The 16,508-nt window shown below is 68.5% G+C and carries 15 protein-coding genes and 1 other RNA gene; 4 read left to right on the top strand and 12 right to left on the bottom strand.

Going from position 1 to position 16,508, the window contains the following annotated elements:
• Positions 1-385: a transfer-messenger RNA gene (gene ssrA, locus VHAB30_RS16650) on the top strand.
• 114 nt (positions 386-499) lie between these two features.
• Here the strand turns inward: ssrA and VHAB30_RS16645 are convergent.
• Complete coding sequence (locus VHAB30_RS16645) at positions 500-1,474, bottom strand: tripartite tricarboxylate transporter substrate binding protein (protein WP_159277823.1); 975 nt, start codon at positions 1,472-1,474, stop codon at positions 500-502.
• A 58-nt stretch (positions 1,475-1,532) separates the two neighbouring features.
• Entirely contained in the window at positions 1,533-2,852 is a 1,320-nt protein-coding gene (locus tag VHAB30_RS16640; RefSeq protein ID WP_159277821.1) for an arylsulfatase, read from the bottom strand.
• Positions 2,853-2,934: 82 nt separating this feature from the next.
• Between VHAB30_RS16640 and VHAB30_RS16635 the strand changes: the two genes are divergently transcribed.
• The gene (locus tag VHAB30_RS16635; RefSeq protein WP_159277819.1) at positions 2,935-3,861 is read left to right on the top strand and encodes a LysR family transcriptional regulator; all 927 of its coding nucleotides are present in this window, start codon (positions 2,935-2,937) and stop codon (positions 3,859-3,861) included.
• Between the two features lie 22 nt (positions 3,862-3,883).
• Here the strand turns inward: VHAB30_RS16635 and VHAB30_RS16630 are convergent, their stop codons facing one another.
• From VHAB30_RS16630 to VHAB30_RS16600, 7 genes are all read right to left on the bottom strand, one after another.
• Positions 3,884-5,254 carry an FAD-binding oxidoreductase gene (locus VHAB30_RS16630; protein ID WP_159277816.1) on the bottom strand — a complete coding sequence of 457 codons (1,371 nt, stop codon included), beginning with the start codon at positions 5,252-5,254 and terminating at the stop codon, positions 3,884-3,886.
• Between the two features lie 8 nt (positions 5,255-5,262).
• Complete coding sequence (locus VHAB30_RS16625) at positions 5,263-6,081, bottom strand: ABC transporter permease (protein WP_159277814.1); 819 nt, start codon at positions 6,079-6,081, stop codon at positions 5,263-5,265.
• Entirely contained in the window at positions 6,078-6,911 is an 834-nt protein-coding gene (locus tag VHAB30_RS16620) for an ABC transporter ATP-binding protein (RefSeq protein ID WP_159277812.1), read from the bottom strand. The genes VHAB30_RS16625 and VHAB30_RS16620 overlap by 4 nt, the downstream gene beginning before the upstream one ends.
• Before the next feature lie 13 nt (positions 6,912-6,924).
• Positions 6,925-7,911, bottom strand: a complete 987-nt coding sequence (locus VHAB30_RS16615; RefSeq protein ID WP_095744428.1) for an ABC transporter substrate-binding protein — start codon at positions 7,909-7,911, stop codon at positions 6,925-6,927.
• 61 nt (positions 7,912-7,972) lie between these two features.
• On the bottom strand, positions 7,973-8,836 hold the full coding sequence (locus VHAB30_RS16610) for a creatininase family protein (protein ID WP_062468630.1): 864 nt from the start codon (positions 8,834-8,836) through the stop codon (positions 7,973-7,975).
• 19 nt (positions 8,837-8,855) lie between these two features.
• A complete protein-coding gene (locus VHAB30_RS16605; protein ID WP_159277810.1) occupies positions 8,856-10,124 on the bottom strand; it encodes an amidohydrolase family protein in 1,269 nt (422 codons plus the stop codon).
• A 178-nt stretch (positions 10,125-10,302) separates the two neighbouring features.
• A complete protein-coding gene (locus VHAB30_RS16600; protein ID WP_159277808.1) occupies positions 10,303-11,520 on the bottom strand; it encodes an MFS transporter in 1,218 nt (405 codons plus the stop codon).
• 111 nt (positions 11,521-11,631) lie between these two features.
• Here VHAB30_RS16600 and VHAB30_RS16595 point away from each other — a divergent pair, with 111 nt between their 5' ends.
• Complete coding sequence (locus tag VHAB30_RS16595) at positions 11,632-12,570, top strand: LysR family transcriptional regulator (RefSeq protein ID WP_159277806.1); 939 nt, start codon at positions 11,632-11,634, stop codon at positions 12,568-12,570.
• 18 nt (positions 12,571-12,588) lie between these two features.
• On the opposite strand, the gene VHAB30_RS16590 is transcribed toward VHAB30_RS16595, so the two are convergent.
• From VHAB30_RS16590 to VHAB30_RS16580, 3 genes are all read right to left on the bottom strand, one after another.
• A complete protein-coding gene (locus tag VHAB30_RS16590) occupies positions 12,589-13,221 on the bottom strand; it encodes a TetR family transcriptional regulator C-terminal domain-containing protein (protein WP_062470962.1) in 633 nt (210 codons plus the stop codon).
• A gap of 292 nt (positions 13,222-13,513) precedes the next feature.
• Positions 13,514-14,362, bottom strand: a complete 849-nt coding sequence (locus VHAB30_RS16585) for a PhzF family phenazine biosynthesis protein (protein ID WP_159277803.1) — start codon at positions 14,360-14,362, stop codon at positions 13,514-13,516.
• Positions 14,363-14,393: 31 nt separating this feature from the next.
• Positions 14,394-15,026, bottom strand: a complete 633-nt coding sequence (locus VHAB30_RS16580) for a LysE family translocator (protein ID WP_159275095.1) — start codon at positions 15,024-15,026, stop codon at positions 14,394-14,396.
• Between the two features lie 127 nt (positions 15,027-15,153).
• Here VHAB30_RS16580 and VHAB30_RS16575 point away from each other — a divergent pair, with 127 nt between their 5' ends.
• Positions 15,154-16,500, top strand: coding sequence for an aminotransferase-like domain-containing protein (locus tag VHAB30_RS16575; RefSeq protein ID WP_159277801.1), 1,347 nt, complete (start codon positions 15,154-15,156; stop codon positions 16,498-16,500).
• The last annotated feature ends 8 nt before the right edge of the window (positions 16,501-16,508 follow it).

The raw sequence follows: 16,508 nt of genomic DNA, 5'->3' as shown, positions 1-16,508 counted from the left end.
GGGGCTGCACTGGTTTCGACGTGGGTTCGGAGTCGCAGCGGGGCATGTCGAGCTGAATGCGCTCGTAAAACAGATTCAAACAAACTAACTGCAAACGACGAACGTTTCGCACTCGCTGCTTAATTGCCAGTGAGCCTTGCAACAGTTGGCCGATGGGCTGGGCAAGGGGGTCTGGAGCAATCCTGACCTCCCGGCTGCAAGGATAATTACATGGGCTGGCTCCGATCCGGGTACCTTGGGTCGGGGCGAGAAAATAGGGTGCTGGCGTCCGGTTTAGCGTGTGACTGCGCGACTCCGGAAGCGAGACTTAAATCAGATCACTACACATGTAGAACTGCGCGATGAAGGCTTGCGGACGGGGGTTCAAATCCCCCCAGCTCCACCACACAACGACCTAGGGCGTTCACTGAAATTCAGTGAACGCCCTTTTTCATTGGCCAGGCGGCTTCGTTCGGACGACCCCCGCGGTCCCGTCGATGGGGTTCACTCCACACACTAGCTAGTCGATCGCGATCTTGTTCTTCTTCACGAGGTCTGCCCAGCGCCGCATGTCGGTGTAGATGTAGTCGGCGGTCTGCTTCGCGCTGCTGGCTTCGGGAAACATCCCGACGTTCTCGAAGCCCTTCATGACCTCCGGGTCCTTCAGGGCTTGTGCCACCGCTTCGTTGAGGCGATCGCTTCGGTCTGCCGGGAGGCCCGTGCGCGCAGCGAGAACGAACCACTGACTGGCCTCGAAGTTGGCGATGCCGGCTTCCCTGAGTGTCGGCACCTCGGGCAAGGAGGCAGAACGGATCGCCGTGGAAACCCCGTACGCCTTGAGCTTGCCGGACTTGATGTGCGGGAGCACGGGCGTGATGCCCAGTACCGCCAGGGGGAGCTGTCCACCGATCACGTCGGTCACCGCCTGGTTGCCGCCCTTGTAGGGCACGTGCGTCATCGTCACGCCCGTCAGTGCCTGGATGAGTTCTCCGGTCAGGTGCTGGCCGGTGCCGTTGCCGGAGGAGCCGTAGCTGTACTTGTCCGGGTGGGCGGATGCGTCGGCGAGCAGGGCCTTGAGGTCCTTGGGCGCATCGGGCCGTGCCGGTCCCACGAGGACGGTGGAGCCTTTGGCGAGCATGGCGATGGCGCTCATCTCCTTGCCGATTTGCGGCATCGGGATGCTCGTGAGCACCGGGCCGGGAACCGTCACCAGGGTGTAGCCGTCGGCCGGCTGGGTTGCCACATACCGCAGCGCGAGCGAGCCCGTGGCGCCGGGCTTGTTGTCGACCACGATGGGCTGGCCGAGCGTCGCTTCCAGCTTGCGGGCGACAAGGCGCGTGACGACATCGACGCTGCCCCCCGGTGGGTAGCCGACGACCCAGGTGATCGCTCGAGAGGGGTACTTCTCTTGCGCGAGCGCCGCAGAAGACGCCAGCGCCGTGAGTGCGCAGAAGATCAGAAAGAGGCCTCGGCGGCCGCCTGGATGCTTGGACATGGAGTGAGCCTTCTGGGACGGTGGGGAGATGCGCGAGCGCGTCAGGGATTCCGCGGCCTCAGTCCGGCGCGCCCGGCGCCGTGTGAGGATGTGCTGCCGCACTCTGATGAAAGGCGCGGACCATCCGCTGGATCGGCCCCAGGACCCACGTGTTGTAGACCAGCACATCCGACTCCTCCTTGGGGTCGCGCGTGATGTTGAAGAGATAGGGCGATTCGAGCTTGCCCTTGCCTTCGTTCACCTCGGGCTCCCAGTAGAAATGCAGCTTCCAGTCGCGCCACTTCACTGCGCGCAGTTCGTTCTTGATGTGGAAGAGAAAGCCCTCGCGCAAGGACTTCTGTTCGCCGAGGAAGAAGGGCATCTGATCGATGCCATCGATCGGCCTGTCCTCGGGAATGCGGGCGCCGCCCGCGCGTGCCAGCGTGGAGAAGAGGTCGGTGACGTGCACGATCTCGTTGCTCACCCGACCCGCGGCGATCTTGCCCGGCCAGCGCACGATGCACGGCACGCGCAGGCTGCCTTCCATGGCCGTGTGATAGGTGCCGCGCCAGGGGCCGGCCGTGCCGCGGTACGGAGCGCGGAACTCGGGGCCGTTGTCGCTCGCGAAGATGAAGAGGGTGTCTTCCGACATGCCGAGGCGCTCGATCTCGTCGATGACCTGGCCTACGCGGTGGTCCATCTCGACCATGGAATCGGCGAAATCGCCATGGCCGGTGCGGCCCGCGAAATCGCGGTGAGGCAGGGTGGGGAAATGCAGGTGCGTGAGCGGCAGGTAAAGGAAGAACGGCTTCTGTGCCGCGTGGTTGCGCTGGATGAATTCCAAGGACCGGTTCGTCAGCGTCTCGTCGATGCGCCGGCGCGAATCCAGGTTGTATTCCTCTACGTTCTCCGAGGGCGCACCGGCACGGCCCTGCATGATGTACGGGATGTCCGCCACGCTCGGGTCGTAGCCGACACTGGCCGTGAACTGGCTCTCGTCCGTGGTGCGCGGAATGCCGTACCACTCGTCGAATCCCCGGTCGCTCGGGAAGCGGCCTTCCACATCGCCCAGGTGCCATTTGCCGTAGTGCGCAGTCGCATAACCCTGTGCCGAGAGCAACTGCGCCAGCGTCATCTCGCGGCGTGCCAGGCCCTGAGGCAGGCCGGGCGGCACCGATTGCAGGCAGCCCGTGCGGATCGGGTGCCGCCCGCTCATCAGCGCGGAGCGCGTCGGCACGCAATCGCTCTCGACATTGAAGTTCTGCAGCAGAAGGCCTTGGCTGGCGAGCGCGTCGATGCGTGGCGTGGGCGCGCCCCGCAGCGCCCCGCCGCCGTAGCAGCCGAGCTCGCCCCAGCCGAGGTTGTCGGCAAGGATGAGAACGATGTTGGGTGGGTTCATGGAGGGACTCATTGCGACTGCAGTCTAGGAACGGCTAGGATTCGGGTGTTTCCAATTGGGAAATCTTCGTTAACTTTTATTCATGTCCTTCTCGGCACGCGACCTCGACTACTTCCTGGAAGTGGCGCGCCATGGGCAGCTGGCCCGTGCAGCAACCAGCCTGACGGTGACGGCCGCGGCGCTGTCCAAGGCGATCCGCCGGCTGGAGGACGAGATGGGGCTCGGTCTCTTCGAGCGCTCGGGCCATGGCATGACGCTCACGCCGTTCGGCGTCGCGTTCCGCGAACGTGCGCAACGCATGAAGTCCGAGCACGACGAGGCGCTTCGTCATGCGGGCGACGTCCGCGCAGGACGCGCCGGGCTCATCCGTGTGGGCGCGACGCTGGCGGTTCTGGATGCCGTGCTCTCACCGGCGCTTGCGGCGCTGCAGCCCCGTCGCCCGGGCATGCACGTGCGCCTGGAAGTGGCGTCTTCGGACGAGTTGATCGACTGGACGCGCCAGGGCCTGCTCGATGTCGCCGTGATTCCGACCTATGAGTCCATGCCGCACGGCCTGGTGCATGAGGACCTCCTGACCGATGCGCTCGTCGCCGTGGCGCGCGTGGGGCATCCGGTCTTCGCGCGTCGCCGCCTCACGATGGGCGATCTGTCGAAGTTTTCCTGGGTGCTGCCATCCGTTCACTCGGCTGCACGCGCGAAGCTGGACGAGGTGTTTCGCTCTGCGGACGCGACGCCGCCGCAAGGCGCGATCGAGGTGCACTTCAATGCGTCCTGGTCGCTGCCGGTGCTTGCAGCGACCGATCTGATGGGCATCGTCCCGGTCTCCGTGCTCGCGCTGCCCCAGGCGCGTGGCGTCAAGGTGATTCCCTTCGACGCGCTGTCGATTCCGAGGCGCATCTCGCTTTTCTCACGTCCGAATACTTATCGCTCCCCACTCCTCGAGGAGTTCGTGCAGGCGCTCAAGGCACTGGCGCCGACGCAGCGAAGCAGCGCGGCGCGCAAGGGCTGACGGGCGCTCGCTGAGGTCGTCTTCAGTTCGCGGTCGCCGCCTTCACCGGCCAGTCGCGCAGCTTGCCTGGGTTCAGCAAGCCCATCGGATCGAAGCGCTGCTTCACCTCGATGACTTCCGGCGGCAGCGGCCCGCCGGCCTTGCCGTCTTCCACGATGTTCACGTGCGGGTTGTTGATGTGCACCTGGTGCGCGCGGTGGATGTCGATGATCTCGTTCAGGCGATCCTCGGTACTGAAGCGCACGAGTTGTAGCCCGCTGCAGGTGAGGAGCCCCGCCGCGTTGCGCAGGAACTCGACGTGCATCATGACCTCGCCGCCCAGCAGCTTCTCCATCTCGATGACCTGCTCGACATGCCGGCCGGGGATGAACCCGCTTTGCAGGTAGGTCAGCGTCGGGTCGATCTTCAGCGCGTGCAGCGTCGTGTGGTTCCAGGTGAACTCCATCAGCGTGCGGTTGCTCTTCTGTACTTCGGCGGCCGTCTTGCGGTAGCTCACGGTGCCGCCGTGCGCCTGCACCAGCAGCATCATGGCCGGCTCGCTTTGCTCGGCCACCAGCGACAGCACGGTGTGGCAGCCCTTCGGCAGGTGCGTCGCCAGCTGCGCGAGGTGGTCGGCGATGGGCGCCGCGAAGAAGGTGACGCCGCGCTTCACGATGCCCGGCGCATGCGCGAGCTTGTCCGCGAAGTTCAGCGCGTTCTCGAAGTCGTCGAAGGTCACCAGCGTCTCGAGCCACGGATGCGCGGGTGCCAGTGCGATCTCCAGCTCCAGCACGAGGCCGTTGGTGCCCCACAGGTGGTGCATGCGCATCGCTTCGGCGCCGCGCAGCTCGACCACCTGTGGCTCGGCCTCGATGGTCATCGCGCGAATGCCCAGCACATTGCCGGGCGCGCCCAGCGGCCCGTAGTTGATCGAGCCCACGCCGCCGAAGCCGCCACCGAACAGGCCGCCCAGCGTCGCGCTGCGGTAGGTCGAGGGCACGCAGCGCATCTCCTGGCCGGTGGGCTTCGTCTGCTTCTCGAGTTCGCCCAGGCGGATGCCGGCCTGCGCGCGCGCCACGCCGGGCTGCACCCACAGGCAGGCGTTGTAGGCCGTCATGTCGAGCACCACGCCGCCGGCGAGCGGCGTGGTCTGGCCGTAGTTGCCGGTGCCGCTGCCACGGATGGTGATGGGCACGCCGCGGCGCGCGCAGGCGCCGACCACCGCGCGGATGTCTTCTTCGGTGCGCGGGCGCACCACCACGTCGGCGCGCTTGTCCTTCAGCTGGCGCGTGAGCACCGGGCTGAACCAGGAGAAGTCCTGCGAGAGGCGCGTGACGCGGCCTTCGTCGGTGATCCAGTCGAGGTCGGGGAGTTCGAGCAGCAGTTGTTCAATGGCGGAAGCGGGAGCATTCATGGTCGATTTCAATCCTGGGAAAGTTCGCTCGCGTGCCACGAGCCCAGCGCCACCTTGGTGAGCCAGGCCATCAGCACGAAGAGCGCGACGCCGGTGAGGGAAATGAGCAGCAGGGCCGCGAACATGCGCGGAATGTTCAGCTGGAAGCCCGCCTGCAGGATCTGGTAGGCCAGCCCCGCGCCCGAGCCGCCGGTGCCGGCCACGAACTCCGCCACCACCGCGCCGATCAGCGCCAGGCCGCTGGAGATGCGAAGGCCTCCGAAGAAGTACGGCAGCGCGCTCGGAATGCGCAGGCGCACCAGCTGCTGCCAGCGCGTGGCGCGGTTCAGCTTGAAGTAGCTCTGCAGGTCGGGGTCGATGCTGCGCAGGCCCAGCGTGGTGTTGCTGATGATGGGAAACAGCGCCACCAGCGCCGCGCACACCGTCATGGCCGCGACCGGGTTCTTCACCCAGATGATGATCAGCGGCGCCACGGCCACGATGGGCGTCACCTGCAGCAGCACCGCGTACGGAAAGAGCGCGGTCTCGATGCGCTTGCTCTGCACGAACAGGAACGAGATCAGCACGCCCGCCACCGTGGCCAGCGCGAACGACAGCACCGTGATCTTCAGCGTGACCAGGAGCGCGCTGCCCAGCGGTGCCCAGTCGGTCACCAGCGTCTGCACCATCAGCCAGGGCGAGGGCACGAGGTAGGGCGGCAGTTCCATCGCCACCACCATCCACTGCCACAGCGCGATCAGCACCACGCCGATGAGCACCGGATAGAGCACGCGCTGCACGCGTGGCTGGCTCAGCAGGGGCGCCGCGGGTTTCGTCGCTGCCTTCATGGCGCGGTCTCCTCTTCTTCTGTGGTGCTGGCGCGCAGCAGGCTGTCCTGCAACTGCTTCGCGTGGCGCGCGAACCCGGGCGTGACCATGAAGTCGGCCTGGCGTGGGTAGGGCTCGTCGATCTGGAACTGCTCGACCACGCGACCCGGCCGCGCGGCCATCATCACCACGCGGCTCGAGAGGAACACCGCCTCGTGGATCGAATGCGTCACGAAGATCACCGTGAGCTTCTTCTTGCGCCACAGCTCGAGCAGGTCGGCGTCGAGCTTGTGGCGCGTGATCTCGTCGAGCGCGCCGAAGGGCTCGTCCATCAGCAGCAGGTCGGGCTGCGTGACCAGGCCGCGCGCGATCGACACGCGCATCTGCATGCCGCCCGACAGCGCACGCGGCAGCGCATTGGCGAACTTCTCCAGCCCCACGAGCGCGAGCGATTCCGTCACCCGCGCATCGGCCTCCTTGCGGGGCACGCCGGCCAGGTCCAGCGGCAGCCGCACATTGGTCTGCACGCTGGCCCAGGGCATCAGCGTGGGCGACTGGAACACGAACGACATCTTGTGCGGGCAGTCGTGCAACTGCGCCACGGGCTTGCGCCACACCAGCAGGCGCCCGTCGCTGGGTTCGAGCATGCCCGCCACCATCTTCAGCAGCGTGCTCTTGCCGCAGCCCGAGGGGCCCAGCAACGTGACGAACTCGCCTTCGGCGATCGACAGGTCCACCGGCAGCAGCGCCTGCGGGCCGTTGGGGTAGGTCTTCTCGGCCGAGAGGATCTCGACGGCGGGCACGGCGGGCGCCACCGGCGGCGCGAGGGTGTGGGGTTCGATGCGGTTCATGGCGCGGCGAGATTCAGGGCAAGACCTTGGCGTCCTTCACGAACTCGGTCGTGTAGGTTTTTGCGAGGTCCACCTTGGCAGGGTCGAGCAGCTTGGAAGCCACCAGGAAGTCGTAGCTCGCCTTGGCGCGCGCATCGGTGATCACGCCGATGCCGAGCTTGGCCGCGTCGCCGCCCGTGACCATGCCCATCTCTTTCAGCTTGGCCACGCTGTAGGCCAGCTGGTCGTCGGTCATGTTGGGGTTGTCCTTCTTGATCAGCGCGTTGGCCGGTGCCGGGTCGGCCAGGTAGCTCTTCCAGCCTTCGGCCGAGGCCTTCACGAAGGCGGCGACCTGCTTGCTGCGCTCCTTCACCGTCTTGTCCATGCACGACACGGTGACCGCGTAGGAGGGGTAGCCGTGGTCGCTGAACATCAGCACCGTGCTCTTCACGCCGGCCTTCTGGATGGCGTAGGGCTCGGAGGTCAGGTAGCCCTGCTGCGCGGTGTTCGGGTCGGCCACGAAGGGCTGGATGTTGAAGGTGTAGGGGCGCGTCTGTTCGTCCTTCAGGCCGAAGCGGGCCTTGAGCCAGGGCCAGTAGCCGCGGTTGGCCTGCGCGCCGATCAGGAGCGTCTTGCCCTTGAGGTCCTCGAACTTCTTGACGTCGTCGTGCGCGATCAGCACCTGCGGGTCCTTCTGGAAGAAGGCCGCCACGTTGACCACGGGCACGCCGCCTTCGCGCACCTGCATCATCTGGATGTCGCTCGATCCCATGATGCAGTCGGCCTGGCCCGCGGCCATCATCTGCGTGATGTTGACCTGCGGGCCACCCATGCGGATCGTCACGTCCAGGCCGTGCTTCTTGTAGATGCCCTGCGCCACCGCCTGGTAGAAGCCGCCGTGCTCGGCCTGCGCATACCAGTTGGTCATGTAGGTGAACTTGTCCTGGGCCTGTGCGGGTGCAACGGCCGTGAGGAGCGAGAGCGCGGCGGCGCCGGCCAGGGAAAGAGCGAAGGAACGCATGGTGGGGACCTCTCGAAGGCGGGATGAAAAAGAAGAACGAAGCCGTTGCAAGGCGCGCGCCTCAGGCCGGCACGAACGACTGCTGGATGAAGCCCTGCTGGTGGCCGCGCTCCCAGGTGGCTTCCTCGCGCACGACCCAGCGCAGCGCATGAAGCTCGGTCAGCGCCTGGGCCCAGCTGTCCGAGAGCGTGTCCAGGATTTCGAGGCCCTGTTCGCGCGTGGCGCTGGTCGGGTCGCCGATCACGCCGCTGGGGCCGAAGTCGCGCGCGGTCCAGGCGCAGGCGGGGCGGCCGTCGGCCGACAGCAGCTTGATCGGGAAGGGCGGCGGAAAGTTGGCCACCGCGCGTTCCATGTGCACGGTGTCGGGCGCCAGCGCGAGCATCAGCGCGGTCTCGGAATGGCCCGCGTGCATCGCGAGCTTCTTTTCCTGCTCGCTCACCTGCCGGCTCGCCGCGCTGGGCAGGCGCGACACGCCGTGCGGCACGATCACGAAGTCGCCATGGCGCAGGCGCAGTTCGCGCGCCGCCATCTCCAGCACCTGCGGCTGGCCGCCGTGGCCGTTGGCGAACAGCAGCTTGCGAAAGCCCGAGCGGTACACCGATTCGCCGATCTCGATCACGGTCGACAGCAGCGTGGTGCCCGTGAGCGTCACCGTGCCGGGAAAGTGCAGGTGCTCTTCCGACTTGCCGTAGGTGATCGGCGGCAGGGCAAAGGCGCGCACCTCGGCCGGCAGCTTCTCCAGCGCCTTGCCCATCACGCCCGAGGCGATCACGCTGTCGACCGAGCACGGCAGGTGCGGGCCGTGCTGCTCGATCGCGCCGCACGGCAGCACGATGACGGTGTTCTCGCGGTCGGGCAGCGCGGCGATTTCGGTCCAGCTCAGGTAGGGCAGGAAGCGGTGGGGCGGGATGTAGCCGTGGAGCATGGGAGTCCTTGCTTGTTCTTTATTCAGGGAAGAAAGGCGATGCGTCGCCGTGCGTCACGTGGCCGTCGCGCAGCACCACGCGGGTGGCGCTGCGCGAGGGCCAGCCGTGGCGGTCGGCCTGCGTGAACAGCACCAGGTCGGCTTTCGCGCCGACCAGCGTGGGCGTCGTCGTGGCGGGCGCGCGTTCCAGCCAGTCGCTGCGGCACAGCGCCTGCGACCAGGTGTCGAAGGGTTCGTCGAGCTGTGCCACCAGCGCGGCCGTGCCCAGCGCCTCGACGGGGTCGAAGCTGCCGAGGCGGCAGAACGGGTCCTGCACGTTGTCGCTGGCGAACAGCAATGGAATGCCGCGCGCATGCGCTTCCTTGACCAGCGTGATGCCGCGCTGGCGCGGCGTGCGCCCGGTGACGGCGTCCTGCAGCAGCAGGTTGGTGGCGGGCAGCGACACCACGGTGATCGGTGCGCGCGCCACGGCGTCCAGCGTGGCGAAGGCCTGCGCCTCGGGCTGGGCCGCCAGCGCGCAGAGGTGGCCGCAGACCACGCGGCCTTCGTAGCCGATCTCGCGCAGGAGGCGCGCGGTGGTCTGCAGGCCCACGGCCGAGGCGTCGAGTTCCTCGTCCACGTGCAGGTCGATGTCGAGCTCGCAGGCCTGCGCCGCCAACAGCAGGTTGCGCAGCGCGTTCTCGCTCCAGTTGGTGGAGTGCACGAAGCCGCCGAGCAGCGCGTGCGCTCCGGTGGCCTTCACCTGCCGCGCCAGGCGCAGCGCCTGCGACGCGTCTTCGAACAGGGGCAACTTGATGAGGGCGACCTGCTCCAGCCGCACCCGGCCGGCCCATTCCTGCGCCAGCTCGGCCATGACGGGCCAGGCCGTGGGCAGCGCGTCGGGCTCCCACCAGTCGACGTGCGTGCGCACGTGGGCGGTGCCGCATGCCCAGGCCCACTGCAGGCCGCGCGATGCGCGCTCGCGCACGTCGGCGGGCGTCCAGTGCACGCGGTCGGCCAGCATCGCGTCGATTGCGCCGAGCAGGCCGGGCTGCACCTTTTGCATGCGCGCCAGCGTGAATGCCTTGTCCAGGTGCGTGTGCGCGTCGACGAAGGCGGGGAGGGCGAGCGTGCCGGCAAGGTCCCAGCCGGCGCCCGGCGTGATGTCCCTCGCGGGCTGCACCGAGCGGACGCGGCCGGCTTCGATGCCGATGCGTGCGAGTTCGGGCACTCCGTGGCGCTGCGGCCAGTCGGCGGGCAGCAGCCAGCGCGGCAGCCGTGCGTTGTCCAGCAGCGCGGGCGCGTTCATGCGAAACGCGCTCCCGCCGGGCCTGCGGGGGCGCTGGTTTCCATCAACAGACAGCAGGCAACGCGGACGTGCATGAATTTGACCAATCAATCAGAGCAACTGGTCAGGTTATGCAAGCGACGTGCCAGTCCGGGTGCACCGGACTGGGGAGGCGGGCGTCAGCCCGCGGCTGATGCGACTACGTTGCCTGGCGCGGCCAGAGCCGCACCGCCAGCGCGGCGGCGGCCGTGGCGGTCGCCAGCGCCGTCACGCCGGCCCAGCCCCACGCGGCGAGCACCAGCGCGCCCAGCGCCGAGCCGGTCGCCATGCCGATGAACATGCTGGTGAACAGCACGGCGTTGAGCCGGCTGCGCGCACCGGGCTCGATGCCGTAGACGATCGTCTGGTGGGCGATCAGCGCCGCCTGCATGCCCAGGTCGAAGCCGACCGCGGCCAGCGCCAGCAGCCACAGCTGCGCATGCGGCGTCATCAGCGGTGCCAGCCCCATGGCCGCGAACGACACCAGCGCCAGCCCCGCGCCCAGGCGCGTCACGAGCTCCGGTCCGCGCCGGTCGGCCAGCCGCCCGGCCAGCGGCGCCGCCAGCGCGCCCGCCGCGCCGGCCAGGCCGAAGGCGCCTGCCGCCGCGCTGCCCAGGTGGAACGGCGCGCCGTGCAGCATCACGGCCAGCGTCGACCAGAAGGCGCTGAATCCCACGGCCAGCAGCGCCTGGGCCAGCGCCGCGCGGCGCAGCGTGCCGTGGCGCGACCACAGCGTGCCCAGCGAGCCGAGCAGGGCGCCGTAGGCCAGGTGCGTGGTCGGCCGAAAGCGCGGCAGCCCGCGCCAGGCCGCGGCGCCGATGAGCGCGATGCTGGCCGCGGCCGCGATGAACATGGCGCGCCAGCCGAAGTGCTCGGCCACGAAGCCGCTCACCACGCGCGACAGCAGGATGCCCAGCAGCAACCCCGTCATCACCGTGCCGACCGTCTTGCCGCGCGTGGCGTCGGGCGCCAGCGTGGCGGCGGCGGGCACGAGGTCCTGCGCCATCGTGGCCGCCAGTCCGATCGCGAGGCTGGCCGCGAGCAGCACGCCGATCGACGGTGCCGCGCCAGCCACGAGCAGTGCGGCGCACAGCGCCCCTGCCTTGATCAGCACGATGCGGCGCCGGTCGAAGCGGTCGCCCAGCGGCGCCAGCAGCAGGATGCCCAGCGCATAGCCCAGTTGCGTGAGCGTGGGAATGAAGCCCACCGCGCGGGTGGAGGCGCCGATGTCGGCGCCCAGCACCCCGAGCATCGGCTGAGCGTAGTAGAGCGAGGCCACCGACAGGCCCGCGCCGGCGGCCAGCAGCAGGATCAGCGAGGCCGGCAGGCCGTGCCCCGGCGCGGCAGCCGGTGCATGCGTAGTTTGAATGGAAGGCATGGTGTTAACCCTCGATTATCGAAGCAAGGGTTGGAATGTGCCCGTTGGGGTCTTGGCTTGGTAGTCCCGTGGATCGCACAATGCCCATACGCCAAACGTATGAATGAGGCCATGTCCACGTCCCCTGCTGTCGACCGCATCGAGCTGATGCAGACCTTTCTTCACATCGTCGAGGCCGGCAGCCTGTCGGCCGCCGCGCTCCGGATGGGCGCGACCCAGCCCACCGTGAGCCGTCGCCTGCAGGCGCTGGAGCGCTCGCTGGGCGTGCGGCTGCTGCGTCGCTCCACGCACGCCATGAAGCTCACGGAGGATGGCGAGCGCTGCTACGAGCGGGCCCGGGAGCTGATTGCCGACTGGCACGCCTTCGAGGCCGACCTGCGCGGCGTGGGCGACGAGCCCGAGGGCACGCTGCGGGTGGTGGCGCCGCATGCGCTGGGCCAGCTGTTGCTGGTCGGTCCGCTGGCCGAGTACCTGCGCGCCTATCCGCGCGTGTCCGTCGAATGGCTGCTGAACGACCGCCGGCCCGACTTCATCGCCGAAGGCGTCGACTGCGCGATCCAGGTCGGCGAGATGACCGACGCGATGGCCGTGGCGGTCAAGGTCTCGGAGGTTCCGCGCGTGGTGGTCGCCGCGCCCTCGCTGCTGGAGGGGCGCTCACCGCCCGCGCACGCGGCGGAACTGGCCGAGCTGCCGTGGCTCGCGCTGCGCACCTTCTATCGCAACGAGGTGCTGCTCACGCACCGGCCGACCGGCGAGATCGCGCGCGTGCCGATCCGTCCACGCATGAGCACCGACAGCCTCTATGCGCTGCAAAGCGCGGCGCGCATGGGACTGGGCGCCTGCCTGGGCTCGGCCTGGCTGCTGAACGAGGACATCGCCGCCGGACGGCTGGTGCAGCTCGTGCCGCAATGGCATGTGGCGCCGTTGCCGGTCTACCTGACCTACCCGCACGCGCGCTTCCAGCCGGCGCGCCTGCGCCGCTTCATCGAGATGATGCGGCTTGCGCTGGCCGACCCGACGGGCCAGGTCTGGGAGGCGCGCGTGGGCTGAGCGAGGCCGGCGCGGAACTCAGGCCTTGATGCCGCAGCCGCCCAGGACGAACGCCACCAGTTCGCGCGCGATCGGTTCGCGGTCGATCGGCGCCTCGGGCGGCAGGCCGAGCATCACGCGCGTCTGGATCGCGTAGTCGGCGTAGCTCTGGGTCATGGCCCAGATGTGCATCAGCAGCAGGCGCGCATCGAGCGGGCGCATCTGCCCGCGCGCGATCCAGCCGTTGATGATGTCGACCTTCTTCTGCGTCCACGCCTGCGCGTTGGGCCAGTAGCGGTCGAGGTTGCGTCCGCCGTCGAGCACCTCGCGCGTGAAGATGCGCGAGATCTCCGGGTTGTCGAACGCATGGTCGAGCTTCTTGCGGATGTAGTCGCCCAGCACCGTGGCCGGGTCGCTGGCGTCCTCGAACGAGAACACCACCTTCCAGGCATGCAGCACCTGCATCAGCAGCTCTTCGTAGAGCTCTTCCTTGCCGGCGATGTAGTAGTGCAGCTGGGGCTTGGTGAGGCCGGCGCGCGCGGCGATGGCCTGGGTGGAGGTGCCCTTCAGCCCGTGCAGGCTGAACTCGGTCACCGCCGCCGTGCGGATGGCCGCCATGATGCGTTCGCGCCCCGGCCTCGCGCGCGACAGCGGGCCGTCGGGTGCGGGCATTTCTTGGGCGAGGGCGGGAGGCACAGGGGCGGTGGCGACGGTCATGGGCGTGGGAGGCGCGGCTTGCGCCCGGCCGATGGTAATCCTTGGCCCGTGGCCCTTTCTTGCGATGAGTGCGCCTGCGCCTTTCTCGATGGGCGATGAAAGGTGACAGCGGTCGGCATCGAGGCGTTTCCCTGAGCTACTTTTTTTCTTCCCCTTGCCTCTACCAGCGCCGAACCGCTGTCGAAACGTAGTGTGCGCAACGCAGGTGAAGTCAGAGTGAAGTCTGTGCAGGCCTTGCGTGAACGGATCAGAGGCCGTCCAGTTCGCCCTTGACGTGCGTGCGCGTGTCGCCGCCGACCCAGACCTGGCCGGCGTCGTCGCGGGTCAGGTGGATGCGGCCCTGCCGGCCCAGGCGTGTGCCCTGCGCGGCGACGTAGTCGTCTTGTGCCACGCCCGTGGCGAAGAGCCACTGCGCGAGCGAGGCATTGAGGCTTCCCGTGACGGGGTCTTCGACGATGGCGCCCAGATGGTCGGTGAAGAAGGCGCGCACTTCGAAGGCTGCATCGCCGCCCTCGGCATGAGGGCCGACCACGCCGACGTCGATGCGGGTGGGCCAGCGTCGGGCCGGCTCCAGAGACAGCACCTTGTCTGCCGACGCCAGCCGGATCCCCAGCCAGCCGGGGCCGTTGTCGATCCAGGCCGCGTCCTCGATGTCGTCGGCTTCGATGCCCAGCAGCCGCCGCGCGTCCTCGAGTTCGGCCGGGGTCGGCGCGCCCGAGCGGATCAGCGGCGGCGCGGCGAACGCAAGCCGTCCCTGGTCGCGCCGGATCTGGACCAGCCCAGCGCCGCACTCCTGCGTGATCACCGTGGCTTGCTGCCTGGGCGCGCCTTGGCCCGACAGCCAGGCGTGGCAGCTGCCAAGCGTGGGGTGCCCTGCAAAAGGCATCTCCCGATCCAAGGTGAAGATCCTCACGCGGTAGTCCGCCTCCGGGTGCGTGGGTGCGAAGACAAACGCGGTTTCCGAGAGGTTGAACCAGCGCGTCAGCTGCTGCATGTCGTGCGTGGCGAGCGCGTCGGCGCCGGTGACGACCGCCAGCGGATTGCCCGAGAGCGGGCCGGCGCCGAAGACGTCGACCATGTGGACGGTGATGCTCATGCGTTCGGTCTTTCGCTGGGGTTCATTGAATTCAGTTCTGCGAGGCCAGCAGCTTCAGCCCCGCGGCCGCGAACACCGCCGAGAGCACGCCTTCGATCCAGCGTCGCAGCCTCGCATACAGCGCAATCATCGAGGCGGTCGAAAAGACGATGGCGTAGCCGCCGAACACCATGATGCCGAGAAGTACGCAACCGCCCACGATCGCCGGCAACCCACCGGCGGGTGTGTCCTGGCGCACGCCGAGCGAGATGATCGCGATCCACGACATGATCGCCTTCGGGTTGCCGATGTGCATGAGCACGCCCTGGCGGTAGAGGGTGCGGTAGCGCAATGCGCCGCGTTCCGCGCTGTTCTTCTTCACCGCGTCGGCGCCAGGTCGCATGGCGGACCGGCCCGCGCGAAAAGCCAGATACAGCAGGTAGAGGCCGCCGGCGATCTTGAGCACGACAAGGGCCTGCGCATACGCGGTCAGGACCGCGGAAACACCGGTCGCTGCCAGGATCGCCCAGAAGAGCGAGCCCGTGACAACGCCGGCCGCAAGCGCGAGCGCGGGGCGACGGCCGTCGCGCATCGCGGTGCCCATGATGGCCATGTTGCTCGGCCCCGGACTGGCGGTGGCGATGAGGTACGTCCCGTAGACGAGTGCGATCTGGCTGACGGCCATGCGGGTGCTCCAAAACCAAGGGGTGTCTTCAGCGGCCTTCAGCGCGATGGAGGCCGAGGAGTGAAAGTTACACTATTGGAATATTCAAAAAGTGTCACGTGACACTTTTATTTGCGAGGCCGCGCACGTGCTCCTTCGATCCTCCTGGACGCCCCGTCTGGCAAGCAACGGCACGAATGCCACCGAGCGGGTGGTGCTGGCCCTGGCCGACGACATCGTCGAGGGGCGGCTCGCGGGTGGCGATCGTCTGCCTGCCCATCGGGACCTGGCGAAGACGCTGCAGATCGGCCTGGGCACCGTGACGAAGGCCTATGCCATCCTGGAGCGCAGGGGCCTCACGCGCAGCGTCAAGGGCCGGGGAACCTTCGTGGCGATCCACCAGGCGCACGGCGACCGGCAGATCGATCTGTCGTCGAATGCGCCGCCGGCCGCGCTCGGTGCGCGCGTGCTGGCGCGCACGCTGACGGGCATCGCGCGCAAGATCGACGCGGATCACTTCAACCTGTACGCGCCACCCGGCGGACACCTGGAACATCGCCGCGTTCTCGCCCGCTGGCTCGAAACGATCGGCCTGGTGGTCGATCCGTCGCAGCTGGTCCTGACCAGCAGCGCACGCCAGGCGCTGTCGCTGGCCTTCGATCTGGTGTGCGGACGGCAAGGCGTGCTGCTCACCGAACGGATCACCTACCCCGGCGCCCTCGCGCTGGCCCGGCGCAAGGGGTATCGCATCCAGGGCGTCGAGATGGACGCGGAAGGGATGGTGCCGCAGGCGCTCGCACAGGCGCTCGACGGCGCGGCGCCCGCCGGTGGCACGGCGGTCTACCTCACCCCGACGCTGCACAACCCGACGACGGCCACGATGAGCGCGAAGCGACGGCGGGCCATCGTGGCGGTGTGCCGCCGCGCGGGCGCCTGGATCATCGAAGACGGCGTGTACGCGGCGGCCTCCGACGGATTGCCCCAGCTGGCCACCTTGGCGCCCGACATCGCGCTGCATGTGAACGGGCTCTCCAAGTCGCTCGGCCCGGGATTGCAGGTCGGCGTGCTGGCACTGCCGCCCGAACTGTGCGGCCCCGCGCAGGACCTTCTGCAGGATGTGCCCATGGCGCCGTCGGCGTTCTCCTGCGCGGTGGTCGATGAATGGCTGGCCACCGGCGTGGTCGCCTCGGTCCAGCGCGATCTGCGCCACGAGGCCCGGCGCCGTTCCAGGCTGGCCGTCTCGCTGCTCGGTGCCCGCGAACTGGTCTGGCATCCCGATGCCTACAACGTCTGGCTGCCGATGCGGCGCGATGCCGCGGAGGGCGTCGTGGCCGCGGCGGCGCAAGCCGGCGTGAAGCTCACCCCGCCGCAGACCCTGATGGCGAACCCGAAGGACAAGGCGAGTGGCCTGCGGATCTGCCTGGGCGGCCCCGGCTTCGACGAGCTGACCGGGGCCCTGGCACTTCTGGCCACCTTGCTGAAGCCAGGCGCCTGACGCGGCGC

The organism is Variovorax boronicumulans (genome assembly GCF_009811375.1).
GTDB lineage: Bacteria > Pseudomonadota > Gammaproteobacteria > Burkholderiales > Burkholderiaceae_C > Variovorax > Variovorax boronicumulans.
This window is presented reverse-complemented; position numbering and strand designations above follow the sequence as displayed.

What these genes read in the sequence shown, in the direction of transcription:
- VHAB30_RS16645 (WP_159277823.1), bottom strand. Translation starts at nt 1,474, where the DNA reads ATGTCCAAGCATCCAGGCGGCCGCCGAGGCCTCTTTCTGATCTTCTGC.
- VHAB30_RS16640 (WP_159277821.1), bottom strand. Translation starts at nt 2,852, where the DNA reads ATGAACCCACCCAACATCGTTCTCATCCTTGCCGACAACCTCGGCTGG.
- VHAB30_RS16635 (WP_159277819.1), top strand. Translation starts at nt 2,935, where the DNA reads ATGTCCTTCTCGGCACGCGACCTCGACTACTTCCTGGAAGTGGCGCGC.
- VHAB30_RS16630 (WP_159277816.1), bottom strand. Translation starts at nt 5,254, where the DNA reads ATGAATGCTCCCGCTTCCGCCATTGAACAACTGCTGCTCGAACTCCCC.
- VHAB30_RS16625 (WP_159277814.1), bottom strand. Translation starts at nt 6,081, where the DNA reads ATGAAGGCAGCGACGAAACCCGCGGCGCCCCTGCTGAGCCAGCCACGC.
- VHAB30_RS16620 (WP_159277812.1), bottom strand. Translation starts at nt 6,911, where the DNA reads ATGAACCGCATCGAACCCCACACCCTCGCGCCGCCGGTGGCGCCCGCC.
- VHAB30_RS16615 (WP_095744428.1), bottom strand. Translation starts at nt 7,911, where the DNA reads ATGCGTTCCTTCGCTCTTTCCCTGGCCGGCGCCGCCGCGCTCTCGCTC.
- VHAB30_RS16610 (WP_062468630.1), bottom strand. Translation starts at nt 8,836, where the DNA reads ATGCTCCACGGCTACATCCCGCCCCACCGCTTCCTGCCCTACCTGAGC.
- VHAB30_RS16605 (WP_159277810.1), bottom strand. Translation starts at nt 10,124, where the DNA reads ATGAACGCGCCCGCGCTGCTGGACAACGCACGGCTGCCGCGCTGGCTG.
- VHAB30_RS16600 (WP_159277808.1), bottom strand. Translation starts at nt 11,520, where the DNA reads ATGCCTTCCATTCAAACTACGCATGCACCGGCTGCCGCGCCGGGGCAC.
- VHAB30_RS16595 (WP_159277806.1), top strand. Translation starts at nt 11,632, where the DNA reads ATGTCCACGTCCCCTGCTGTCGACCGCATCGAGCTGATGCAGACCTTT.
- VHAB30_RS16590 (WP_062470962.1), bottom strand. Translation starts at nt 13,221, where the DNA reads ATGCCCGCACCCGACGGCCCGCTGTCGCGCGCGAGGCCGGGGCGCGAA.
- VHAB30_RS16585 (WP_159277803.1), bottom strand. Translation starts at nt 14,362, where the DNA reads ATGAGCATCACCGTCCACATGGTCGACGTCTTCGGCGCCGGCCCGCTC.
- VHAB30_RS16580 (WP_159275095.1), bottom strand. Translation starts at nt 15,026, where the DNA reads ATGGCCGTCAGCCAGATCGCACTCGTCTACGGGACGTACCTCATCGCC.